The organism is Chitinophaga sp. G7 BAM 1005 (genome assembly GCF_057126945.1).
On record NZ_CP181478.1, the window covers coordinates 2,450,941 to 2,477,269 of the forward strand.

General features: G+C 46.6%; 14 protein-coding genes, 1 tRNA gene and 1 pseudogene. 9 read left to right on the forward strand and 7 right to left on the reverse strand.

Annotated elements, in window-relative coordinates:
• Nucleotides 1-208 precede the first annotated feature (208 nt).
• From ACMXI2_RS09870 to ACMXI2_RS09880, 3 genes and pseudogenes are all read left to right on the forward strand, one after another.
• On the forward strand, nt 209-1,678 hold the full coding sequence (locus ACMXI2_RS09870; RefSeq protein ID WP_289034496.1) for a recombinase family protein: 1,470 nt from the start codon (nt 209-211) through the stop codon (nt 1,676-1,678).
• 227 nt (nt 1,679-1,905) lie between these two features.
• Nucleotides 1,906-2,322, forward strand: a complete 417-nt coding sequence (locus ACMXI2_RS09875; RefSeq protein WP_289034498.1) for a recombinase family protein — start codon at nt 1,906-1,908, stop codon at nt 2,320-2,322.
• Between the two features lie 10 nt (nt 2,323-2,332).
• A pseudogene (locus ACMXI2_RS09880) lies at nt 2,333-3,118 on the forward strand (recombinase family protein); the annotation flags it as partial.
• A 730-nt stretch (nt 3,119-3,848) separates the two neighbouring features.
• On the opposite strand, the gene ACMXI2_RS09885 reads toward ACMXI2_RS09880, so the two are convergent.
• The 5 genes from ACMXI2_RS09885 to ACMXI2_RS09905 form a co-directional block, all read right to left on the reverse strand.
• A tRNA-Pro gene (locus ACMXI2_RS09885) sits at nt 3,849-3,922 on the reverse strand.
• 99 nt (nt 3,923-4,021) lie between these two features.
• Complete coding sequence (locus ACMXI2_RS09890; RefSeq protein ID WP_483781433.1) at nt 4,022-5,128, reverse strand: DUF4998 domain-containing protein; 1,107 nt, start codon at nt 5,126-5,128, stop codon at nt 4,022-4,024.
• A gap of 18 nt (nt 5,129-5,146) precedes the next feature.
• Entirely contained in the window at nt 5,147-6,322 is a 1,176-nt protein-coding gene (locus ACMXI2_RS09895) for a DUF5000 domain-containing lipoprotein (protein ID WP_483781434.1), read from the reverse strand.
• A 21-nt stretch (nt 6,323-6,343) separates the two neighbouring features.
• A complete protein-coding gene (locus tag ACMXI2_RS09900) occupies nt 6,344-8,245 on the reverse strand; it encodes a RagB/SusD family nutrient uptake outer membrane protein (RefSeq protein WP_483781435.1) in 1,902 nt (633 codons plus the stop codon).
• Nucleotides 8,246-8,278: 33 nt separating this feature from the next.
• Nucleotides 8,279-11,434: a SusC/RagA family TonB-linked outer membrane protein gene (locus ACMXI2_RS09905; protein WP_483781436.1), complete on the reverse strand. Its 3,156-nt coding sequence runs from the start codon at nt 11,432-11,434 to the stop codon at nt 8,279-8,281.
• A gap of 613 nt (nt 11,435-12,047) precedes the next feature.
• Between ACMXI2_RS09905 and ACMXI2_RS09910 the strand changes: the two genes are divergently transcribed.
• The 6 genes from ACMXI2_RS09910 (at nt 12,048) to ACMXI2_RS09935 (ending at nt 20,420) form a co-directional block, all read left to right on the forward strand.
• Nucleotides 12,048-12,410, forward strand: coding sequence for a helix-turn-helix domain-containing protein (locus ACMXI2_RS09910; RefSeq protein WP_483781437.1), 363 nt, complete (start codon nt 12,048-12,050; stop codon nt 12,408-12,410).
• Between the two features lie 199 nt (nt 12,411-12,609).
• Nucleotides 12,610-12,939, forward strand: a complete 330-nt coding sequence (locus ACMXI2_RS09915) for a hypothetical protein (protein WP_483781438.1) — start codon at nt 12,610-12,612, stop codon at nt 12,937-12,939.
• A 323-nt stretch (nt 12,940-13,262) separates the two neighbouring features.
• Nucleotides 13,263-13,874, forward strand: a complete 612-nt coding sequence (locus ACMXI2_RS09920; RefSeq protein ID WP_483781439.1) for an RNA polymerase sigma factor — start codon at nt 13,263-13,265, stop codon at nt 13,872-13,874.
• Between the two features lie 66 nt (nt 13,875-13,940).
• Nucleotides 13,941-14,978, forward strand: a complete 1,038-nt coding sequence (locus ACMXI2_RS09925; RefSeq protein WP_483781440.1) for a FecR domain-containing protein — start codon at nt 13,941-13,943, stop codon at nt 14,976-14,978.
• Nucleotides 14,979-15,034: 56 nt separating this feature from the next.
• Nucleotides 15,035-18,583, forward strand: a complete 3,549-nt coding sequence (locus ACMXI2_RS09930) for a SusC/RagA family TonB-linked outer membrane protein (protein ID WP_483781441.1) — start codon at nt 15,035-15,037, stop codon at nt 18,581-18,583.
• 28 nt (nt 18,584-18,611) lie between these two features.
• Nucleotides 18,612-20,420 carry a RagB/SusD family nutrient uptake outer membrane protein gene (locus tag ACMXI2_RS09935; RefSeq protein ID WP_483781442.1) on the forward strand — a complete coding sequence of 603 codons (1,809 nt, stop codon included), beginning with the start codon at nt 18,612-18,614 and terminating at the stop codon, nt 20,418-20,420.
• A 172-nt stretch (nt 20,421-20,592) separates the two neighbouring features.
• Here the strand turns inward: ACMXI2_RS09935 and ACMXI2_RS09940 are convergent, their stop codons facing one another.
• Both ACMXI2_RS09940 and ACMXI2_RS09945 read right to left on the reverse strand, forming a co-directional pair.
• A complete protein-coding gene (locus ACMXI2_RS09940; RefSeq protein ID WP_483781443.1) occupies nt 20,593-21,336 on the reverse strand; it encodes a phytanoyl-CoA dioxygenase family protein in 744 nt (247 codons plus the stop codon).
• A 28-nt stretch (nt 21,337-21,364) separates the two neighbouring features.
• Complete coding sequence (locus ACMXI2_RS09945) at nt 21,365-26,191, reverse strand: PKD domain-containing protein (RefSeq protein WP_483781444.1); 4,827 nt, start codon at nt 26,189-26,191, stop codon at nt 21,365-21,367.
• Nucleotides 26,192-26,329: the final 138 nt, after the last annotated feature.

Below are 26,329 nucleotides of genomic sequence, written 5' to 3' on the forward strand. Positions count from 1 at the left end.
CACAACTCTTTGATAATTTAAACTTTCCATAATTGTCAAGAGTAGTGAATAAGATGAATAACAGTTTTTCAAACAGCAAGATGACACCCGAAAAGCTCATTAAAATGTTTAATGGAGAGGCTAAGGAAATGAGCAGTGAGGATGCAGCAAAGCTGTTGTTGTTTTTAAAGAAACTGGCCAGGATTGTGGTCGTAAAATATTTAGAGAGATGAAAAAGGACAGGGAACCTATCGCTGATCTATATATCCGCGTAAGCACCGATGAGCAGGCGGACAAAGGTTATTCGCAAAGAAACCAGGAGGAAATGTTGCGGAAATATTGTGACAACCATTCTATCGAGATCCGTAATATTATTTATGAAGATCATTCCGCAAAATCTTTCAACAGGCCGGAGTGGAAGAAATTAATTCAGCAACTTAAAAAGCACAGAAATCGGATAGACTTGATCTTGTTCACAAAATGGGACCGATTCAGCCGCAATGCCGGCGATGCCTACCAAATGATAAATGTGCTGCGTGACCTCAACGTTGAGCCGCAGGCTATTGAGCAGCCTTTAGATTTGTCTATACCGGAGAATAAAATGATGCTGGCATTCTATCTTGCCGCACCTGAAGTTGAAAATGACCGCCGTGCCCTCAATGTTTTTTACGGAATGAGACGGGCAAAGAAGGAAGGTCGTTATATGGGACTTGCTCCGGTGGGTTATAAGAACAAAGTTGATGAGACAGGCAATAAATACATCGCTCCAAAGCAACCTGACGCATCAATTCTTTTATGGGCTTTTGAACATATAGGCAAAGGGGCTTTCAATACAGCACAGATTTGGAAAAAGGCTAAGGATAAAGGTCTAAGATGCAGCAAAAATGCCTTTTGGCAATTGATCAGGAATCCGTTGTACTGTGGAAAGATTTTTATTCCCAGGTTTAAGGATGAGGAAAGTTATTTTGTAGAGGGGCAGCACGAGGCAATTATTACAGAAGAATTGTTTGATCGTGTGCAGGACGTTTTGGACGGTCGTGGTAGAAAATACAGACCAAAGATTGAGACGCAGCGGGAATTTCCCCTGAAAGGCTTTCTTATATGCCCCGAATGCGGAAAGCTGCTTACAGCAAGTAAATCAAGAGGAAGAAGTCGGCATTATACTTACTACCATTGTTACCGAGGATGTTCACACCGGATTAATTCTGAAAAAATAACAAAGGCTTTCGACGATGAGCTGAAAAGATACGTACCCAAAAAGGAGATATTGGATATTTATCATAGGATAGTGTGCGAAACTTATTATGAAATGACAAATGATATTCAGGTCTCAAAAAAACAGGTCTTGGGCCAGATAAATGAATATGAAAAAAGAATGTCTCACATTAGGGACCTTCTTGCAACGGATAAGATAGAGGCATCGGATTACAACGATTTTAAAGCTCAATACAGTTCCACGATCGAGCAGTTAAATATAAAAGTCGATGGCCTTAACGCAAAATTTCCTTGTCTGGAAGGGCTTCTTTCATCGGGATTGGAGAACCTCATGAGGTTGGATAAGATATTAGGAGAAGGGAATAATGAAGATGTACGAGCCATCGTAAACATGATATACCCTGATAAACTAACCTTTAATGGGAATGTTTTTTCAGTGGGAAAAGTAAACGTAGCATTGAGTTATAGTTATCATCTTAGATAATGTGTAAGGTCAGGATCTTCCAAAAGAACCTCAACAGTTTTATCTTTCTGCTTTCATCATTTAGAGCATCCTGGAAGGGATGCTTTTTTTGTGGCCAAACACGCTCTCATTAACCTTCCTGGCTTTCAAACCCACTATGGGTAATCCTTGCCTTCAAATATTACAGCTAAACAACTATTTCTGTCGGCCAAATAACGTAAATTAGTGCCAAACAAAGACACTAAGATATGGAGAGAAGTATAAGAAAGCGAGCGGTGTCCTATTTGCGGGCTGCGAAAATCGAAATGGGAAATTTCGATTCGCTTATTCGACAAAAGGCGACTATTGAAGAGTATTGTTTGAAGAACAATATTGAGTTAGTAAATGTCTTTTGGGATGTTTCATCCGGAAATAATTTCAATCGAAAAGGCTGGAAGGAATTGGAGGTTTATCTAAGCAACAATCTTGGAAGAGCCCAACTTCTGATAAGTGTAGATTCATCTCGCATAGGAAGGAATTATGCGTTGTTTGCAACAGAGCAAGAACGTTTCAAAGGGCTATACGATGTGGATTTTTGTTTCTGCGCTGACAGGAGTAAACTTCAAGATTTGACAACTGAACAATTATTTGGTAGGTTATTTAACCAACCGATAAAGGGCAATTAAATTATAGATCATGGTAAATATTGCTGATTTATACATTCGGGTAAGTACCGACGAGCAAGCCGATAAGGGGTACTCCCAGAGAAACCAGGAAGAGATGCTGCGCAAATATTGTGAGAGCCATTCCATCATGATTCGTAACGTTATATACGAGGATCATTCTGCAAAGTCTTTCAACAGGCCACAATGGAAAAGTTTGATACAGGGTCTGAAAAAGAAAAAAAGCAATGTTAATCTGATATTGTTCACTAAATGGGATCGGTTCAGTCGTAATGCTGGTGATGCTTATCAGATGATTAACGTGCTGCGTGGATTTGGCGTGGAACCACAGGCGATAGAGCAACCATTAGATCTTTCCATACCGGAAAACAAAATGATGCTGGCATTTTACCTTGCCGCCCCGGAAGTGGAGAACGACAGGCGTGCCTTGAATGTTTTCTATGGCATGAGAAGGGCGCGTAAAGAGGGGCGATATATGGGTCTTGCACCCGTAGCTTACATTAATAAGACAGAGGAAAACGGGAGAAAATATATTGCTCCACTGGAACCTGATGCGTCGATACTACGATGGGCCTTTGAAGAAATAGCAAAGGGTATCTTCAATACGGAGCAGATATGGAAACGGGCTAAAGAAAAAGGGTTGAAATGTAGCAAAAATGCTTTTTGGCAGGTAATACGAAACCCTCTTTACTGTGGTAAGATTTTCATCCCTCAATTCAAGGATGAAGAAAGTCGCTTTGTAAAAGGACAACATAAAGCCATTATATCGGAGGAATTATATTATGAGGTGCAGGATATCCTTGATGGCCGAGGAAGAAACTACCGTCCAAAAGTCAAAACCCTTGATGAGTTTCCAATGCGCGGATTTCTGATCTGTCCTGAATGTGAAAAATTATTAACAGGAAGCAAGTCTAAAGGGCGTACAAAATACTATTCCTATTATCATTGTGTTGGTGCGTGTAAGCATAGAACAAATGCAGAAATAGTGAACGAAGCTATTTTGAAAGATCTTGCGAGCTTTGTTCCTGAAATTGGTGACATGGCATTCTATCAGGAATTGATCATCAAGGAGTACCTTAATAAGACGAATGAAGTTCAATTTGAAAAGAAAGAAATTCTGCTTCAAATAAAGGATTATGAAGATAGACTTTCACACACAAGGGACCTTCTTGCAACACGTCAAATAGACGCCGATGACTACCGTGATATGAAATCACAGTACAGTGCAAAAATATCAATGCTGGAGTCACAATTGACACGAATGAATAATGATGCTGATAATGTTCAAATCCTTATAAAACGAGGGGTTAAAAGGGTTTTTGAAATTAAGGAAGCGCTAAAAGACGGATGTTTATCCGAGATAAGAAAAGATGTTGGTTCAATTTACCCTGAAAAAATCGTTTTTGAGGAAAGCAAAGTTCGAACCGCCCGGCGTAACGATTTCATTCAATACATCAATCTGATTAACAAGAAGTTACGACAAAATAAAAACGGGACAAAAGTAGATTTTTCTACTTTGTCCCGTCAAGTCGGGACGACTGGATTCGAACCAGCGACCTCTTGCACCCCATGCAAGCGCGCTACCGGGCTGCGCTACGTCCCGTTTTACCGGGATTTCCCCGCTTAGACGGGATGCAAAAGTAGTTAATTATTTTATTTTTCAAAATTTTAGATATTCTTTTTAAAAAAATATCCAAAACTGTTATCGCTTGTAAAGCCCTACTTCCGCCAGCGCCGTGAAATTCCCGTTCTTATAATCCGACCGTACAATGACCCTGAAATACCGGAACGAAACCGTATCCGTCAGCTCTATATATTGCTTGCCTGCTACCGATGCCAGCGTAAAAGATCCCAGTGGTTCCCATGTGGTACCGTCATTGCTGACTTCTATTTCAACCAGTTTCAACGGGCCGTCCAGCGGCGTTCGTTGGGTAAACGTAAAACCGTATGCCAGGTTGGTGGCGCCCATATCCACCGTAATGGTACGTGGATAGGTAAGTCCCGCTACTTTGGACATATGCCATACAGTGGAGGGATTGTTGTCGATGGCATTGGCCGGACCGCGTCCGGATGGTTCGTCAAAGTCGGAGGCGGTAGCCGTCCAGCCGCTTTTGCTATATTCCAGCGGCGGACCTTTCACGGCTACCGTTTCATAAGCAGTGTAAAAAAGGTCGATGGCGGTGGTGTCAGGCATATACTCGGTGGTATAGTCGAATGTCCCCGATGCATTAAAATCAAACTCGGAAAGGGTAGTGGTAACAGAATCAACGGGAACGGTTACACGCTGCTCTGTACCACCGGTATCGGTGTACCTGATTTGTGTGCCGGTAACGTGCGCATCTGCATTTCCCCAGGTAATGGATACTTTGCCGTTGGCGTACAGCGCACTCTTAACGGGCCTGGGCAGCAATGAACTGATGTACCGGTCGCCGTACACCTGGCCGGTAGTACTCACACGGATAGATTTGTTTCCTTTGTCATCAAAGGTGTAAATATCGAAGGAGTACGCGCCTTCCGGCATGGGCGACAGTACGACTCTCACCGTATCTATTTCGTTCACTCTTTTGATCGCTACGCCGAGGGAATCGCTTTTATTGTTCCAGTATATCATGGCTTTGGTTACCTGTGGATCGGTGAGTAACCAGGAGAGCTGCAGCCGGTTTTTACCGGGAAATACTTTTACGGAATCTACGGCGCCTGCATAAGGAATTTCTCCCTGCGCAATAAATTGTTTGTAGGTATCATCCATTTTGCTGCAGGCCGATAATAGTACCAGCAGCAGGATACCGTAAGAAAAGAATATTTTCATAATTAGTTGTTTTTATGATTACTTCACATTGCCCCAGAAGGTAAGTTCCGCCATGTATATATGATCCAGTACGCCCCATACTTTGATCGTTTTGAAACGGAGGTATCTCATGGGAGGAATGTCTGCCGGAAAATCAAAGTCTTCTCCATCTACAGTGGCAAATTGTTTATCTTCTGTGGTGACGGTACCATCAGGCGCACCGGACGGCTTAATAGATTCACAACGGTTGAGAAGTATCCAGTTATCCCAGCTGCCATCTGTACCAGGATTATTTGAGCCCCATATTTCATAGATCTTCGGATCGCCGCCGGTATAGGGACCGTCGGTGGTGCCATCCCGGTGATGCAGCTTAAAACGGCTCAGCGTGGCGGTTACGCCCATGTCTATAGTAAACCACTGCGGTAGTCCGCTACCCGGTTTGGTATGGAAGATCGAAGTACCGGCATTACCCAGCTTATCGTCCCAGAGGTAGGGGATTTTACTGCTGATATGCCCGGAATAAGTATCTGTAGGAAGGTCAACTTCCTTGAATTTTGTCTTCTCCAGCTTCTGCTCAAATAAAGGCGCCAGTTCAGCATACAAAGTATCAGAATGATTATTCCAACGGTCTCTTACAAAAGCGCCAAACTTTCTTTTGCTGGTATTAAAACCCCTGGCGGCGAAAGTGCCATCCTTCCTTTTGGTATAGAAAGTTTCCGCCGGTACCAGGTCATTGGTGGAATCGGTGGCCAGCACGCATATCACGATATCTGCTTCTGCCTTATTCACAAAATTGATCCTGACACCACCGAAAGTTGCCGCAATTTTTAGTTGCTGGAATACTTCCTTAACGGGCGGAGTAAGGGGTTTTACGGAGATGGTAACCGGCACAGAGCTATTTTCACCACGACTCACCGCATAGAGTTTTACAGGATATTCCAGCGTATCCGGAAATCCGTCGATCGTAAGATTGTTCTGATAGTAAGAAGCTTTTACTTCCCGCTCTACTCCGTTGCGGATGGAGTATACTGCTTTTACATACAGGAGGCCATTGTCCTTTGGCCGGCTGTAGCTGATCCTGGCGCCGCCGGAAATGCTTTCTACTTTTACATCCGTTACTGGTCCGGGCGCCTGATCTTTATTGAGCGGATTTATCGTGTCTTCTTTGCAACAGCAAAGGGATATCAGTCCTGCATAAATAATATACTTCTTCATGTGGATACTTTTTTAAGTTGTTTACCAGCCTGGGTTCTGGTTGATTTTTTTATTGCTCAGCAGTTCTGATTCAGGGATAGGCCATAAATAATCTCTGGGCGTAAAGCTTTGGTTATAGATCACTTTTTCCCGGTAATAGGCGGCGGCGTCTTCCTGCGCGAGGTCCCAGCCGGTGATGGGTTTATTCAGTTCATCCACCGCTTTTTTCCATCTCCGCAGATCCCAGTACCGCTGCCCTTCAAAGGCCAGTTCAATCAGTCGTTCCCGTTGGATGATCTCCCGCATACCGTCTTTGTTGGAAAACTTACCCGGGTTACGGGAGTAATTGGTCCAGGCACTTTCTACGGAGGGCAAGCCGGCGCGCTCGCGTACGAGGTTCACGTACCTGTATACTTCCGCACCGGGGCCATTCGCCTCATTTTCTGCTTCTGCATAAAGCAGGTACAGGTTAGCCAGGCGGAGAATTGGCCAGGGATAGCTTTGTATAGTGTAAGTGGTGCCATCACCAATTACATTATTAAAGTTCACCAGCTTCTTGGGCCAGTAGCCGGTAACGGAATACGACGACTGGTTCTGCGCGCTGGCAGGTTGCCCTTTTTTGCAGGACACGAAAAAGAGGTTGGCGTTGTCGTTAAACAAGCCTTGTCCGTACCAGATGCCACCATCAAATCCCAGGTCTGCATAAAAACGTGGCTCCCGGTCGAAATGCAGGGCTACGGTCTGGTAGCCTTCCTGCAGGTCATACCGGTAAGCGTGCGTGCCGGTACGAAGTTTAAAGCGCCCGTTGTAATCCCATGTTTTATCTTCTGTGATGGGTACGCCGTGGTTGCTGTAAAACATCTCGGCTATTTTGAGGGTAGGAGCAATGTTGCCAATGGTAGAACCGTTAGCTGTTTTGGCAGGGTCCAGTCCGCGGGGAGTGGCGCTGGCCTGTATACTGCCAGCCAGGCTGTTGGTATTACCCCAGATGATTTCGGGATTCCATTTTTCACAGACGGCATTGCGGATGCTCAGTTCTATGCGTGTGGTGTCTGATATTTTATACTGGAAGAATTGCGGGTTAAAGGTATACAACCGGTAACCCTGTGATTCACAAAGGGTGAGCGCGGCTTTACAGGCGGCGGCGGCGCGTACCCATTTTTCCTGGTTAGCGGAAGCTGCAAATAATAACCGCCCGTCCGGATCTTTAAAACCGGCATGATCTGTATTGCCGTTAAACAGCGGACTTGCGGCCAGCACCAGCACCTGCGCTTTTACGGTTAATGCAATGGCCTTGGTGATGCGCCCCAGTTCCGATACTTCGTTTTCTATCTTATCCGGCAGTGCGGTTGCGGCATCATCCAGTTCCTGTACGATGTAGTTTACACAGGAGTCAACCGGTTCGCGGGGAGGATACACCTGCTCTTTATCGGCGCCTACCGGTACATTTTCTTTGATCAGCGGGATGGGGCCGTACATCTGGAACAGCCAGAAATGATAATAGGCTTTCAGGAATTTTGCTTCTGCTGTCCAGCGTTGCTTTTCGGCGGTATCCATATCAGGCACCCTGCCAATATTATCAAGGAAAATATTGCATTGACGGATACCTTCAAACAAGTCTTTTCCTCCCGCGTTGCCTTGCCAGTAATTCATGTAGCAATTCACCACGTTTTGGTTGCCGCGTCCAATCTGCCAGGCATTGGAAGTATTGGTAACGGGCAACCAGTATTCATCTCCGGCAGCGTTGGCGGGATTGCCGTCAAAGTTGCCCAATGCAGGCATATAGGAATAACAGGTAAAAAGAAAGCGTTCGGCGGTAGACCGCAGCCGGAAAGCATAGTCGATAGTAGCTACGTTATCGGGTACAATATCCAGGAACTTTTTACATCCACTGAATAGCGGTGGTAAAACAAGCGCGAATAGCAGTATAAATATTTTTTTCATGACGTACAATTAAGAAAATAAAAAAGCGGGTTGTCAGAAAGAGGCCAGTGCGCCTACGTTAAATACTCGTTGTACCGGGTAGCCAAGACCGTTACCCGCCATTTCCACATCCCATAATTTAAACTTGCTCCAGGTAAGCAGGTTAGTACCGTTGAAGTATACACGCAAACTTTTCATATGCGCCCACTGACGGATCGTATAGCCTATTTCTACCTGCTTCAGCCGTATAAAGGCGCCGTTGCGCATAAACCAGGTGCTTTGTTGCGAGTTGTTTTCATTGCCGATAGCAGTGGTGCTCAGCCTGGGCCATAACGCATAAAGATTACGGTTTTCTTCCGACCAGTGACTGTCTGCATACGCCTGCAGCAGCTGGTTTTGTGGCTTCCCGGAAAGTACTTCGTTGTCGTAGTAGTAGGTAACAAAAGGCGCAGTGGCCCGGGCATTGATCCAGAAAGATTCCCGGCCCAATCCCTGGAAGAAGGCAGACAGGTCAAACCGTTTGTATCCTACAGAAAAGCCAAATCCATAAGTGATTTCCGGCGTGGTAGGAAAACCCAGTGGCACCTGGTCCAGCTGGGTGATCTGTCCGTCGCCGTTTACATCATGGTATTTGATGTCGCCACCACCGTATTCCCCGAAATTCTGTTTGGGAGATTTGGCTGCTTCCAGGTCATCTACAAATAACCGTTCTGCTATATATCCCCATTGTTGGGAGAGCGGATAATTGACATGTAACTTCCAGGGAGCGCCGTCATAAGACGGTTCTTCATACACGGTAAATTTACTGGTAGCATAGGTGAAATTCACTCTCGCCTGCACCCAGAAATGTTGATTAAAGGAATGATTGTAATCGGCAGAGAGATCAATGCCTTTGCCCTGCGCGGCGCCCAAATTGGCCCGGGGCTGTGCAGAAAGCCCCATAGTGGCAGGTGTTGCGGTTCTTGTCATCAGGATATTGCTGCGCTGTTCCTGGTAAAAATCTGCCTGGATATCCATTTTACCAAACAAGCCTAATTCAATACCGAGGTTGGCTTTCTTTGCCAGCTCCCAGCTGATGTTGGGATCTGCGTACCTCGACAAAGAAATGCCTGGCCGGCTGTAACCGTTGTCGCGGCCAAAGACAGCACTTTTCCCGGCGTCATTCATGTTTACATTGGAGAGATACATAAAGCGGTCGTTTGGATCCCCGATAGCATCGTTACCTGATAAACCATAGGTAGCCCTCAACCGCAGATTAGAGATAGCATGTTTGTAAGGCTCAAAGAATTTTTCGTTGGATACACTCCATGCCACGCCCGCAGATGGGAAGAAGCCATACCGGTGCGATTCATGAAAACGTTCCGACCCGTTATATCCAAAGTTTAATTCTACATAATACCTGTCTTTGTAAGAGTAGGTGCCGCGGCCTGCCAGTCCTACGTTACGGAAGGGGAGTGAAGCCTGCAGATCCGCGCCGTTACCGGTGAGGTTATTACGTATCATAAACACAAACAAACCACTTATTGTATGGTCTTTATGAAAAGTGCGGTTATAGTTTAACGCGGATTCCATATAAAAACCGGAGTTCACGGTTTTGGCGCCCGGCACATAGTTTAGATATTCGGTACCCGATTCTTCATTCAGTAATTCCAGTTTATAGGTATTCTGTATTTTATCATAAGAGCCTGCCTGGTACCAGAAAGGAGTGTAGGCACGGGTAATATCGAAATAGGTATTGCGGGTTACATTCACCATCGTCCTGAAATTCAGACCTTCTGTAAGCGCTGCCAGGTTCTGTTTTACTTCAAACTGCGCCGCCATCATGGACCGGGAATAGTTTTTATACCCTTTCACCATATCTGCATACGGATTCAGTAAATAGCTGTTGCTGCCGTCATCATAATTACCAAACATAATATGCTGCACATATTGGTGATCATTGTCCGCAGGGTAATAGGCCGGGAAATACACCGGGTTGGTGCGCATTACTTTTTTGTAGAGATCTGCGCCGCCATCAATAGGACCGGTATAATCATCAAAGGAGCCGCTTAACCGTACCACCATTTCGGTGGATTTGGTAATATTCACGTTCACGTTAGAGCGCAGCGAGTAGTTTTTAAGATTGATGTTGCTATTGAAGTTATTCCTTTTATCTACGTTCAATATCCCGTTATCTTTATTAAACGATCCGGCCACGTAATAACGTGCTGCTGTGCCGCCACCGCTCACATTCAGATTAGCGCGCTGGTTGGTGGTATAACTTTTAAAAAGCGATCCTCTCCAGTCTGTAGCGGGATACATGTCCGGATTGATCCCGGCAATGGTGTTATCAATTTTCTGATCGGTATAAGGAAGCTGGCCTAACGGATCCCTGGTGAGCACCGCTTCATTGTTCAGCCGCATATATGTAATAGGATCTGCCAGCGCTACGTTACGGGTAGGCGCGGCCAGGGAGTTCTCCACCCGTAATGTAATCGTTGCCTTACCTTCTTTTCCTTCTTTGGTGGTTACGAGGATCACGCCGTTGGCAGCGCGGCTGCCATACAGGGAAGTAGCCGTGGCATCCTTCATGATAGAGAAGCTGGCAATATCGTCCGGTTGCAGCCGGGCGAGGTCTGTTACTGTTAATTCTATACCATCTATCAGGATTAGGGGATCTTTTTTATAACCAAAGGTAGTTACGCCGCGGATAAAAAAATCGGCATTGTCCTGTCCCGGTTCACCGCTGCGCTGGTAGCCGATTACGCCGGCAATACGACCAGCCAGTGCGGTGGTCAGATTGCTGGCAGGTACCTTCAGTTCCGCAGGGTTAATGGTGGTTACCGCACCTACTACATCTGCTTTTTTCTGTTTACCAAAGGCAACTACTACGGTTTCTCCAAGCTGATTGAAAGAAGGCCGCACAGTTACATTGATCACTTCCCTGCCATTGACGGGGATTTCCTGTGAGGTGAACCCGATCATAGAAAATATCAGTGTTGCATTGTCCGGCACTTTAAGGATATAACGTCCGTTTACGTCGGTGGCCGTGCCTACGCCGGGCTTGTTCTTTACGGCTACGGTTACGCCTATTACGGGGACGCCGCTGCTGTCTGTTACCAGCCCTCTTACTTCTTTGTCGGCCACCGGGAGGCCGCCGTCAGCGAAGGCAGGCAGCCGGAATAAAAGCAGTAATAATGCTATTATACCAGTGTAGAATTTGTCTCGCATAAATTGTTTTTAAAAGATTGATAAATCGGATATCCGTTTCCGTTATAGACATAGAAAGTCATTTCCACAGATATTTTTTATCGGTGGATCAGTGAGATAGCAACGCGGTAATCACCTTTATTCAGGAGAATGTTGCCAGATGCGGCTATGCGCCGGATGTTTTCATCAGGAGATAATAATTCATAACGATTTTTTTGTGGCGGTCAAATTTACTTGTAATCGATTGCAAGCGTGGTTAAAAAAAACGTAATTCCTTCCCGGCAGTTGCTGCCGGAATATTGATCTCTGCACTTTGTCTTGGTCATTATTCTTTCCCCCTTAACAAACATTGCTTCATACGTGGATCACAAATAGGGGAATGTTTATCATTTGGTTGTGGGTGGATGCTGTTTTTAGCATATAGGAACTGTTGCAGCACCGAAACAAAGATTTCATAATATTGCTCGTAATGCAAATTTTGTTGGTTGTAAAATACATCCGGTATAGTTGTTTTTTACAACCTGTTTGACCACCTGCCCCGCTAACTTATTGTATATAAAGTATTTGAAAAAAACGCCGGATCAACTATTATTTAATTGTTTGACGTACTTTTAGAAGGTAAAACTTTTTTTATATGAATATTGGTCAGAAAATTGCCCGCCTCCGGGAAATCCGAGGCATTAAGCAGGCTGATCTGGCGCGTCGGTTAGGCGTTACTCAACAGGCATTATCTAAAATGGAAAATTGTGAATCAATGGACGACGAACGGTTGGAGAGAGTGGCTTCCGCCCTGGAAGTATCGCCGGATGTGATCCGTAATTTCCGGGAAGATGTGATCATCAATAACGTATATGACCAGAATAATACCGTGATCAATTATCAGTTTAATCCCATCGAAAAAATAGTGGCTTTATATGATCAGCTTCTGGCTACAGAACGGAAACGTATTGAACTGCTGGAGATGATGTTGAAGCAGGAGCAGGAAAAAAATCGCTGAAGCGTATTAAATACCCTTTAACAACCGGATGGTTACCTTTTACAACCATAGTTTTATACCTGATTAGTGAAGTTGGTATTGGAACCAATACTCCTTCTGCAAACGCGTTACTGCATATTAACCGTGGTAATCTGAAATTAACTAATCCCGCTCCTTATCCTTTTGGAATGAATATCGATATGAATGTGTCATCGGCACCATGAATACCTACACCCGCCTGTCTGTGAATGGCGATATTAAGGCGAAGCGCATAAAGGTAACCACCACGGATTGGCCGGACTATGTTTTTAATCCATCTTATAAATTACCAGGTTTATTGGAGATAGAAGACTTTATTAATGTGCATCAGCACTTACCCGGAGTACCTTCACAGGCAGAAGTACAACGCACAGGCAGCGTAGATGTTGGGGCCATGAATGAAATATTGCTCAGGAAAGTAGAAGAACTCACCCTCTATATGATTGAACTGAAGAAGGAGAATATTTCTTTAACAAAGCGATTGAAGAAATTGGAATCAACACACCACTAGTAACAATGCAGCCTTGTAACCATCTGCTACAAGGCTGCATTTCTAAAAAAACTATCCCCGTTTGCCTCCGCGGCTTATTAAAAAAATAATCAGGCCCACCACTACTGCTACAGCTAATATACCCGTCCATACGCCTGCTTTGAATATACCACCTATGATTTTACAGCTGCTGAGAAAAAGTACAAGACACGAAAGCAACAAATACGTGAGGTTTTTCATATCGTTCAGTTTTAATGTTATACATCACCAGACATATCCTGTACCAAAAAATATTTGCAAGTGTCAGAATAATTAACAAGCTTTAGCAGATCAACCAGAATAGTATGAATACAGGGAAAGCCTTCAGATCGGGGCTGCACGTGGTGGCTTCCCATTCCTCACTTTGGGGACTCTTTCTACAGGGTGACCGCCACGCTTTCGCCGGAATATACGATGCGCACATCGATGACCTCTTTCATTATGGCATGCATTTCTGCCAGGATAAAGAAAGGGTTAAAGACTGTTTGCAGGATCTGTTCCAGGATCTCTGGATTAGCAGGGAACACCTGACCACCAATATCGGGAACGTCCGGTATTACCTCATCAGCAGCCTGAGAAGACGGCTGCTCCGCGCTTTGCGTAAGGATCGCCGGTACCAGCACCGCGAATCATGGGAAGCCTTTGAATTTGAATATACCCTTCCTCTCGAAAACCAGTTAATCCAGCACGAAACCGCAGAAGAACAAAAGCGCCTACTCCAGGAAGCCCTCAGCAACCTTTCCCGGCGCCAGCGGGAAGCCATCTATCTCCGTTTCTTCCAGAACCTGAACTATACCGAAGTGGCCGACATCATGTCCATGCAGGTCGATTCTGTATATAACACCATCTCCAAAGCCATCGGCATCCTCAAAAGAAATCTCCCTATGCCGCTCCTGTTGATGCTTTTAAGCAAATAAAAAAAAGTTAAAAAAAAATGATGAGATTTTGAGCTTTACCTGCTCTTTAGGTAAAAGCACGTTCTCTTGGCAGCCAGTAACTATTTATCATACATCGCCCGGGAGTTTGCAATGGATGAAGATTTTCAGCAATGGGTGTTACACCCGGAGCAACCGAATGTGTTCTGGGAATCATGGCTCAGACAACACCCGGAAAAAGAACCGGTCATCCGCAACGCCAGGCAACTCGTGCAAAGCATCCGCTTCCGCGATTATTCCCTGTCCGCACCGGACAAGGAACAGCTGTGGGATGCTGTGCTGAATGGACTGGAAGAGGAGGAAGAAGCAACAGCGGCGCCGTTACGTCCATCCACCTGGAGAAGTGTGGGCAAATATGCCGCCGCCGTCATACTGGGTATCCTGTTCACAGCAGCATGGTGGTGGTGGAAGCCTGCGGGGCCGCAACCGGCCATCCTCAGCACCTTTACCCGGCTGGGAGAAACCAGGAACCTGATGCTGCCGGATAGCTCGGAAGTTACGCTGAATGCCGACTCCCGCCTGTTGTATGCCGTAGCCGGAAACGGGCAGCGCGAAGTATGGCTCGATGGAGAAGCCTTTTTTCATGTAAAGCATACTGCTTCCCAACAGAAATTTATCGTTCATACGTATGATCACCTGGATGTGGAAGTGCTGGGTACACAGTTCAACGTAAACAGCACCGGTAAAGAAATAGTAGTAGTACTGCAGCAGGGTAGTATCCTGCTCAATATCGGCGAAACCAATAAAGGGAAAGCCGCAGCGCTATACCTGCAGCCCGGGGAAATGCTCCGCTACAACAAACAGGATGGCGATTATACCAAGAAAAGTGTAGATGCCATACACTACACCTCCTGGCACACCGGCCGGTTAATCATGGATGATTTTACACTGGCAGATGCGGCCGTTTTTATGGAACAGGTGTTTGGTAAAAAACTAATCGTTCGTGACACACAACTATTAAACTATAAAGTATCGGGTTCAATGCCTATCATTTACAACGCCGATACCATGATGACACAGCTGGGTAAGGTTTTCCGTATGCAATTCAACCAAAGAGGCGATGAAGTCTGGATCCATAAACCGTAACACTCGCCGCCCGATTTTATAGATGTCTTATTCTTAATCGTTAAAACCTGTTCAAGATGAAAAAAGGTTTACGTGTTTTGCTGATGCAAGCATTGGCCCTGTATTTCCTGTCCCAAACGGTATCAGCTCAGGAATTGACTGATGCCGGCAAACAGCCGGTTCCTCCTGAAACCGGTAACAGTGCGGAAGCACAACCAGATGAATCATCCCTGAAAACTGTTCTTCACCTGATCGAGCAACATTTCAACGTATCCATCGCCTACAAAAGCAACCTGGTTAAAAACAAAAAGATACAATTGTCGGTAGCTGCGTGCCAGTCGGCCGAAGAAGCGCTCGGTAAGGCATTGTCTCCCTTTAACCTGCACTTCGAAAAGGTAAGGGAACACTTTTATATGGTCACCGAAAAAACCATTGTTCCCGCTCCTGCAGAACCAGCTACCATACAGCAACAGCACCCGGTAAAAGGTGTGGTAAGGGATGAAAAAGGTAACCCCGTAGCCGGTGTAACGGTTCGCATCGCGGGTACCAGCATCGGCGCCGTTTCCAATGCCGACGGCTCCTATACCATTGTCGCACCGGGAAGAAGCAGCGATGAACTGGATATCACTTTCATCGGGTACGAAGCACAACGTATACCCGTTGGCGGTAGATCACTGATTAACGTTACCATGAAAGAAGGTTCCAGTGCACTGAATGAAATAGTGGTAACGGGTTACACCACGCAAAAGAAGAAAGACCTCACCGGTTCCGTGGCCGTAGTGAATATCGATAACCTGAAAAAGCAACCCTCCGGCCAGGTAACTGAACAGTTACAGGGACAGGCATCAGGGGTTACCGTTATAGGTTCCGGTCAGCCGGGAGAATCCCCGCAGATCCGGATCCGCGGCGTAAATACCTTTGGCGCCAATTCCCCGCTTTATGTAGTGGACGGCGTACCTACTACCGACATCGCGGACCTCAACCCCAACGATGTAGCCAGCCTGCAGGTGTTGAAAGATGCCGGCGCAGCTTCCATCTACGGTTCCCGCGCCTCCAACGGGGTAATCATCATCACTACCCGCCGCGGTTCCGGCAAAGTAAAGGTGGCTTACGATGGCTACTACGGCCGCCAGTATCCGAAGAATGGCAACGTATGGAATACCCTCAACCCCCAGGAACAGGCGGATCTCCGGTGGCTGGCCTATAAAAATTCCGGACTGGATCCCGGAACGGAACTCTATGGCAACGGTACAAAACCCGTTATTCCGGATTATATCCTGCCATCGGGCGCAATGGAAGGAGATCCCTCCGTTGATCCATCTCTCTATTATGTAAATCCAAACTATACTGACCTGGACGATTATAATAGCTTCTACCAGATTTCAAGAGCCAACAAAGCAGGTACCAGCTGGTACCGCGAAATCTTCCGCCCGGCGCCTATTACCAGTCATAACGTGGCAGTAAGCGGCGGCGGCGATAAGGGTAACTATCTCTTCTCCCTTAATTATTTTAATCAGCAGGGTACTTTAATGAACACCTACCTGAGAAGATATACGGTACGTTCCAACACCCAGTATAATATCACACCGGGTATCAGGGTGGGAGAGAACCTCGCCTTTTCGATGTCAGAAAATCCTTCGGTAGATATTAATACGTCGGACGCCGCTATTGGTCATGCTATGCGCGAACAGAGCATCATACCGGTATATGATATCAAAGGCAACTTTGCCGGTTCCTCCGGCGACGCACTGGGCGACGCTTTTAACCCGGTAGCGATGCAGTACCGCACCCGGAATAATAAAGGCCTGAATACCCGTTTGTTTGGTAATGTATATGGAGAAGTGGACTTCCTCAGATACCTGACCTTCCGCACCAGCTTCGGTGGAGAAGTAGCCTCCGGCTGGTCGCACTCTTTCCTCTTCCCGCAATACGAGAACAAAGAAAATTCTACCAGCAATTCCTATACAGAAGGATCTAACAACGCACATAGCTGGACCTGGACCAACACCCTTACTTATCACCAGACCTTTAATAAACACGATCTGAAAATAATTGCCGGCACGGAGTCTTTTGATAGTCGTAGCCGTGCAGTAGGCGGTACCACAAAAGATTATTTTACGTTCGATGATTACTTCCCCGACCTGAGCACCGGCACCGGTACTCAAACCAATTACAGCAACCGTCAATCAGAAGGGCTGTTTTCTATCCTGGGCCGCGTGGATTATTCATTCAACGACCGGTATCTTTTAAGCGCCACCATACGCCGCGATGGTTCCTCCAAATTTGTAAACGATCATTACGGTACCTTCCCCGCTATTACTGCAGGATGGCGTATTTCCCAGGAAGAATTTATGAAGAAGATCAGCTGGATCTCCGACCTGAAGATCCGCGGCGGATGGGGGATCATGGGTAACCAGCTAAACCTCAGCGTTAACAACGGCTACTTCCTTTACGGCGGCAACCGCAACTCTTCCTATTACGATCTGGCCGGCGTTAACAATGGCCTCAATGCAGGCTTTGCAGGCACACAAATCGGTAACCCCGACGCCAAATGGGAAAGCGATGTGAATGCAAATATCGGTATCGATGCCAGTCTCTTTAACGGACAACTGGACTTCTCTGCCGACTACTACCGCAAAGATATTAAAGACCTGCTGTACAATCCAGAACTGCCCGGACTGGCCGGTACCGGCGCGCAGCCGTTTGTAAATATCGCCCGCATGAAAAATGAAGGGTTCGACTTCTCCATCGGCTGGCACAAAAATATCAACAAAGATCTGCAGCTGAATATCAGCGGTACGCTCACTACCTATAAAAATAAGATCGTGAAAATTGCAGATGGGGTAGACTACTTCGATAGCGACGGTCGCCGCTTCGATGGCAGCAACATCATCCGCAACGCAGTAGAACAACCGGTTTCCTCTTTCTTTGGATATAAAGTGATCGGTTTCTGGAACGAAGAATCTGAAATTACAGCAGCAGATGAACAGGCAAAGAAAGTAACCAATAACACAGACGCCATTTACCAGGAAGGCGAAGGGCTTGGACGCTTCCGCTACCAGGATGTGAACGGCGATGGGATCATTACACCAGACGACCGTACCTTCCTCGGTAATCCTAACCCCGACTTCTCCTACGGCATCAACCTGGGCGTAACTTACAAAGGATTTGATTTCAGCATCTTCCTCTTTGGTACACACGGCAACCAGATCTGGAATAACGTGCGCTGGTGGCGCGATTTCTACCCCTCTTTTGAAAGCGCCAAAAGCAAAACCGCCTTGTATGATTCCTGGAGACCCGATCATCACAACGCAACAGCGCCTATCCAGGAAGTAGACGGATCTACCAGCACACAGGGCGTCCCCAACTCTTATATGGTGGAAAACGGCGCCTATCTCCGGGCCAAAAATATGCAGCTCGGATATACCCTGCCCACTAAATTGCTGTCGGGCATACACGTTGAAAAACTGCGTGTGTATATCCAGGCCGCCAACGTATTTACCATCACAAAATATTCCGGACTGGATCCTGAAATCGGTGGTTCCGATATCACGGACTTTGGCGTAGACGAAGGCGCTTACCCCAACCAGCGCCAGTTCCTCATTGGAATTAACCTGGGTTTCTAACAATTGCTCATTTAAAAAAAGCAGGATCATGAAATCATTATATCATATACTATTGAGTGCGGCTATTGCAACTCCCTTTATTTCCGGTTGTAATAAGAGTTTTCTCGAACGTACGCCACAATCTTCCCTCGAAGAATCTTCCCTCACCAATAAGAAGGGCGTGAATACATTGCTCATAGGCGCCTACGGCGCATTGGACGGGCAGGATTTTAAAGATGGCGATATGGTGAATATCTCCGGTGGCAGCGGTTTTGCCGTGTCGCCCGATAATTGGATCTATGGCAGCGTATGCGGTGGAGATGCCCATAAAGGCAGTGATCCCGGCGATGCCGCCGCCATATTACAAATAGGCACTTTCGTAGGGAATGCTACCAATGGCTTCTTCAATGATAAATGGCGCGTAAATTATGAAGGCGTGCGCCGTTGTAACTTTGTATTGCACATTCTTCCGAATATTACCGACATGACGGAAGATGAAAAGAAAGAAGTGGCAGGAGAAGCCCGGTTCCTTCGCGGGCATTATTATTCAGATCTGAAAAAGATGTTTGATAATGTTCCCTGGGTAGATGAAAATTCCAACAGCTATAATAAGCTGGATGTAGATGAATACAAAATACCCAACGACAAAGACATCTGGCCGATGATTGAAGCGGATTTTAAATATGCAGCTGAAAATCTCAATGAAATACAGGATGTAATTGGTCGTGCTAACAGCTGGGCCGCCAAAGCGTACCTGGCCAAAACATTGCTCTATGAAAAGAAATATGCGGAAGCCATGCCCATTTTTGAAGATGTGATTGCGCACGGCGTTACTGCCAAAGGAACTCCCTACGCACTCACTATAAAGTTCCATGATAATTTTGATGCTTTTACAGAGAATAACAGTGAAGCGGTTTTCTCTATCCAGTACAGCGCCAACGATGGTTCCGGTGGCACCGGCAATGCTAACCAGGGCGAAATGCTGAACTATCCTTATAACGGACCTTTCAGCTGCTGCGGTTTTTACCAGCCCTCCCAGGACCTGGTGAACTCTTATCGCACCGATGCCAACGGCCTGCCTTATATCGATGACTTTAATGATCATCCCGTAAAAAATGACATGGGGTTAGCCAGCAGCGCCGCGTTTACACCAGATGCCGGCAACCTGGATCCACGTCTCGACTGGACCGTTGGCCGCCGCGGTATTCCTTTCCTCGACTGGGGCAATCACCCCGGCATGAACTGGGTGCGTGACCAGCAATCGGCAGGGCCCTATGCCGCCATCAAAAATGTATACATGCAGGCTACCCAGGATAAATTTTACGACGGTAACGGATGGGCGCCCGGCAACGCCATCAACTATGTACTGATCCGCTTCGCAGATGTATTGCTTATGGCTGCCGAATGCCAGGCACAGGCCGGAAGTCTGGGTACCGCAGAGGATCATGTAAATACCGTACGCACCCGCGCCGCCAATCCCGCAGGCTGGGTGAAAACATACCTAAACCCTGCCCACCCGATGGATGGATATACGAACACGCCCGCAGCGAAATACAATATCAAAGCATATCCTGCAGGAGCCTTTACTGCCAACGGGAAAGCATGGGCCATCAAAGCCATCCAGTTTGAACGCAAGCTGGAACTGGCAATGGAAGGCCACCGCTACTTTGACCTGGTACGCTGGGGTATTGCGCAAACAGAACTGAACCGCTATTTCAGTTACGAGAAAGATATCACCACCGACATCGTGAACGGTAACTTCACCAGCAAAAATGTGAGGTTCCCGATTCCGCAACGCCAGATCGATCTTAGCGTTAAAAATGGTACAGCTACGTTGAAACAGAACGCAGGGTATTGAGCGAAGGTTGTCTTTCCCAGGATTACGCTGATTATACTGATTTGCCTGATTTTATTTTTTGGGATTTTATAAAGGATTAAAAAGATTTTGGGAGATATAAGCGAAAATATCCGCTTATATCTCCCAAAATCTTTTTAAATCAAAAGTGATCAAATCTCCTAAATCAATAAAATCAGCGTAATCCTGGGAAAGACAACATCCGCGCTTCCGCCCATTGCAGTCCACCCGCCAGTTCCCGGTCGCTGAATTCAATATGTATTACCCGCCGGTTATGCCCGTTGCTGCTGCGCCCGGAAGCATGCATCAGCAATGGCCGCATGATCATCACGCCGCCTTTTTGTACGCAGCAGCTCACGTCCGGGGTTTGGTTCAGATCAATACTGTCTGGCCGGTGAACACCTTTTGCGTGAGAGCCGGGCAATACTTTTAATGCGCCGTTCTGTTCGTCCGTATCATCAAGATGAATGCGGAGGGTATAAATGCTTTCCAGTATATCTGTTGGTGGCTGCACGGCAAACTGGCCGGGCTTTACAGTCCAGGGGCCATAGCCGGCTACGGGCAGCCTCTCTGTTACCGAAATGGTGAGATCCTGGTGCCAGGCCACAAACCAGTTGGATTGCCCGGGCTTATCAAAATAAATGGATTTAACGGGAACATGTTTTGGGCCAAACAGCTCCCGGGCAATTTGCCTGATGGCTGGTATAAATATCAGCGGGGTGATGGAAGGCGCCTCCTGCAAAAAACGGCGGATGGCAAAGAGATCCTTGGTTTTCCGGAATAGCGGGCCGGTATGATCCGCGCTATCAATCACAGCAATCATTTCCCGGATAGCACTTTCAGGGAATACATCCGGTATTATCGTATATCCATCCCTGTTCAATTTCAACTGGTGATGTATGATGGTTTCCTTCGTCATATTCTCCACAAATTAAATAACATCCGCCTTATTTTATCAGCGTAATACTCCCCTTAAACTCAAATTTTTCACCGCCTTCACACACGGTTTGCATGGAATAAATATAAGTGCCCATTGGCGCTTCTTTATTACCACTACGGCCATCCCAGCCTGCGGCAGGGGCGTTGATAGCAAAGTGGGTGTTCTCAAAAACGAGGGTACCCCAACGGTCGTAGATACGCAGCCATTCAATTTCCTTCACGCCTTTACCTTTAGGATAGATGCGTTCATTCCTGCCATCGCGATTGGGCGTAAATGCGTTTGACATAAATACAGCGCTTTGGTTGCAGAGGATGTGCAGCACCACGTCGTCGGCAGCCTTGCAGCCATATACGTTTTCTACTTCCACCCGGTACTTCGTGGTGAAATCGGGTAGTGCCTGCACGCGTGCGCAGGAGGCGCAGTCCAGGAATTCCGCGGGCGTCCAGCGCCAGCGGATCACATCGTTGCTGTTGTTGGCTGCCAGGTATACGGGAATGCCGGCCATTATTTCACGGTCCACCCCTGCATTTACGGTGGGCGTGGGATGTACCCTTACTGTAAGGGAAGTTTTATCAGAGAAACAATTGTCCTTATCAAACCCGGTTACTTCATACACGTATTGACCGGCGCCGGTGAGCGTGGCTACCGGCGCAGGAGAGGAGGGTTTGTCGATGCCGGTTCCTGTCCACGTGTAATAATCGGCACCAGCTACATGCAGCGGCAATTTATCGCCGAGGCATAAAACAGTATCAGGAGTGGCTTGTATCGTAAAGGGTTGTACTACGCGGATCTCTATTTCATCGTTATTCATGCATCCATTGTTGTCGGTTACTTTTACCTGGTAGGCGGTGGTGACCAGCGGCGAGGCTGTAGGCATTGCAATGGAAGGATCATTTAACCCGGTTGCAGGGGTCCATTCATAAGTACCGCCGCCGCCGGCATGTAATACCGTGGTGTTACCAAGACAAACAAAATCCGCCGGTGCGCTGGCGTTGATATCCGGTAATGGTAAAATATCCAGCGGATGTATTACCTCGTCGGTGCAGCCTTCTTTACTGGTAACGGTGAGCTTCACCTGTACCAGGCCCGGTTGGGAATAAGCCAACGCCGGTGGTTGCTGTATATCACTGGTGGTATTGTTACCAAAATTCCAGCTCCAGGTAACGTCATTTGTTTTGGTAACGCTGCCACTGAGGGTTAGGGGTACATCCTTACATGCTTTATCAGGCGCACTGATAGCAGCTAACGGCTTCGGGTATACGTTTACCGGTACTTCTACTGTTTGTGTGCAGCCGTATTTAGTAGTAGCCGTCATGCCGAATTTATATTCGCCTGATTTATCGAGGTGAAATACCGGTGTAGTGGTATTGATATCAGTAGGAGTAAGTGCGGCATCATATGTCCAGGTATAAGTAGGTGTAATGCCCAGTTCATCTGCAGAGTAGCTGTTAAACTCAGGGGCAAAAGTAAGCGTTCCTGCATCGCATATTTTTGGGGTAGATGGATTCAGCTTAATATCCAGCTGATCTATCACCACCGGCTGATCCAGGAAGGCGCTGCCTTTACAGCCGGCATCATCTTTCAGTAGTAACCGGGGTTTGTAGATGCCTGGTTCAGTGAAATGATGTTTTATTTCGAGCGCAGTGGTTTGTTCCACGTTGCCATCTGTAAAGTCCCAGCTAAAGGTAGTGGCATTTTCAGGCTTGATGGTAAAGGTGATTTCTTTTTCAAGACAACCACCGTCGGCACTGGTTGCGATGGTGGCGTAAGGCCCGGTAACGATTACTATCTCGCTGTATTCATCTTCCGTGTCTGCATCGCCTTTTACTTTTAACTTTACTGTATAATGCCCGGATTCGGTGTAAGTGTGTACCGGGTAAAACTGATCGGAGGTGCCGCCGTCGCCAAAATCCCAGGAGCAGGAAGTATAGTTAATGGAAGTGTTCGTGAAGCGGAATATCATCGGGGCACATTTGCTGCCGTTTACAAATTCTGATGTATAAACGAAACTGGCGGCTACCGATGCCACCTTGATATTTTTGGTTATCTCGTCTGTACAGCCGTTATCATCATTTACTTTTATTGTTACAGGATACAGTCCTTTGTTGGGATAATTATGGGTTACGTCCTGCATGGCATTGGAAGTATAGTTGTCTCCAAAGTTCCATGTAACCGTGGAAATGTTACCCCCCACTTCACTGGAAGTGTTGCGGAAAAGCACATCTGTACCGGGTTTTACGATGTAGTTATCAGCTTCAAAATCGGCTATAGGGCCATTCACCTGGATGTACCTGCCATCAAATGTATTTCTGCAGCCTTCTTTATCTGTAACGGTAACGGAAGGCTGGTAATAGCCCGACCTGGTGTAGGTATGTTTAAAGGGGGGCGTAGTAAAAGTTTGCGGCGTACTTCCGTCCCTGAAGTCCCATTCCCATTTAACAATGCCACTGCTGTTGCTGACATTTGAATTATCAGTAAAGCTAATTTCGGTGCCGCGGCAGGAGTAGGGGATGGGGAAATTGTAATCTGCAACAGCGCCACGTACAGTTACATCAATAGAATTACTGCTGTCCACACAGCCCAGATCATTGATACCGATTACCCGTACGCGATACTTACCGGGTTCAGTGATGTAATAGCCAAACGACTGGCTGGAATTGTTATGATAAACGCTATAGTCGTTTAATTGCCAGCGATAACCAGCCACATTATAATAGGCCGGATCAGATTTTGTAATGCTGGTTGTCAGCGCATCTCCGCTACACAGGATGGTTTTATCCGTAGTGATTTCAATCGGTGAATTAGCATATACACGTGCCATTACTTCTTTAAAAGTGGTGCAATTGCCCGCAGTGGTAGTCAGTTTAATAATATAGGTGCCTGTCTTTTGGTAATAATGCGATACTTTATTGCTGCGCACCGCATAAGCGGTATCCTGTCCGTCGCCCCATTCCCATTTCCAGCCGGTAGCGCCAAGAGAACCATCGGTCACGGTAATCACATTCCGGTTCGCACAATCCACATCGTCTATCGTAAACCGGGGGAACGGGTTAATAGTAGTAACGTATGCCTTTTTGGTAAGAGTTCCCGGGCAACCGCCGTTCCATACCGTAAGTGTTACATCATACGCGCCGGGTTCACTGTATTCATGTTGAGTGCTTTTATGACCATCTCCTGCGCCATCTCCAAATTCCCAGGACCAGGCATCGGCAACGTCAGACTTGTCGCTGAAGGTAACCAGGGAATTCCCACACACGATGGGTGCGTTGGGAGAGCTGAAATCTACTATTGGTTTTTTAAATACCCTGACATCGTTATAAACTTTTATTCTGCCTGTGCAACCTGCCGTGGTGGTATATTGGAGATATGTCTGGTAGGTGCCGGCTTTATCAAAGGTATGGTTGGGAGTGGCTTCATGGGACACCGGACTGCCATCTCCAAAATCCCATTCATATTTTATAATAGGGTCATTATAATTGCCAATGGCGGTAAAGCCCGACGACATGCCTTCGCATCCGTTGTCGTTATAAGAGATGGCAGATATTTTTGTAGTATAAACCGCCACCGCACTGTAACTGTTCATAGTGCAACCGTTGCTACTGGTACCGGTTAACACAATTTGATAAGCGCCTTCCGCCTGGTATATATGTGAAGGGTTTTGTTCGGTAGAACTTTGTCCGTCGCCAAAATCCCATTTCCAGCTGATGGCGCCTGTTAAATTATCCTTGAATTTAACGGTAGCAGGTACCGTGCAGGTAGGAGGGCTTTCTATCATCAGGTAGCCCGTGGGAGCAGGATTGATAACCGCTTTTTTCTCGATCACTTCTTTACAGCCTCCGTAGTAGGCTGTAAGCCGTACGGTAATAGTGCCTGCGCTGCCATAGGGCATATAGGTGGCGTTGTCGAGATTGCCGTAAGCGTTTTGCCCATTAAATTCCCATAAAGTACTGTTGGGGGTAACCCCGCTAAAACTGGCATTAAAGGTGGCATACTCGTTGGAACACAGGAGCGGCGGAACAATAATGTCCGTACCATAATTAGCGACGTTGATATCGCTTACTTCTTTTGTATCGCTGCATCCCCGTTCATTGGTAACGGTGAGCTTAATGCTGTGTTGCCCTTTGTTGAAAGTATGTTTGCCTGGGTCTTTTTGGGTACTGCTGCTGCCATCATCAAATTCCCATTTATACGAAAGGGTACCGGGACCTGTAGTGGTGTTTTTAAAGAGTACATCGGCTGGGCCACTGCATAATGTTTTTTCTGCTACGGTGAAGTTGGCATCAATAGCCGGTGCTACGTCCACTACTTTTTCCAGCACTTTAAAGTTCGTACAGCCGTAGCTGTCAGTTACCGTAAGAATGACACTGTAAACGCCGGGTTTGGTATACGTATGGCTGGGAGTACTGCTGCCGTTCTGTAAAACTTCGCCATCGCCAAAGTCCCAGCTGAAATTTTGCAGGCTTCCTTCCGCGGTGGATTTATCTGTAAATGTAGTGGTGAATGGTGCACATCCTTTACCGGAAGATACACTGAAGTTTACTGCAGGCTTTGCCCTTACCGCAATGTAATCTGTTTTAACAACAGTTTTAGTGCTGCCATCTCCAAAAGTTACTTTTAGTGATACGGTGTATTTCCCGGTTTTTACATAGGTAGCGCCGGGATTTTTTTTGGTAGAAATAGTGCCATTCCCAAAGTCCCACAACCAGGCAGTAGGGTTGCCGGTAGACAGATCCGTGAAACTGGTGATGAGCGACTCACAGTCGCTGGTGGCGGAAGCATTAAAATCGGCGTTTTGTTGAGCTATAGCACTTAAACAGAAAACAAAACAGAGCACAAGGGGCACAACAAATTTGCATCGGACAGGGAAAAGGTACATCGGACTTATAGGTATATGGCCTAAAAATAGGCTTTTCCGGGGGATATTTGCTTTGCCTTAGAGATCTTGAATATTATGTTTTCGCTATAGGATTAA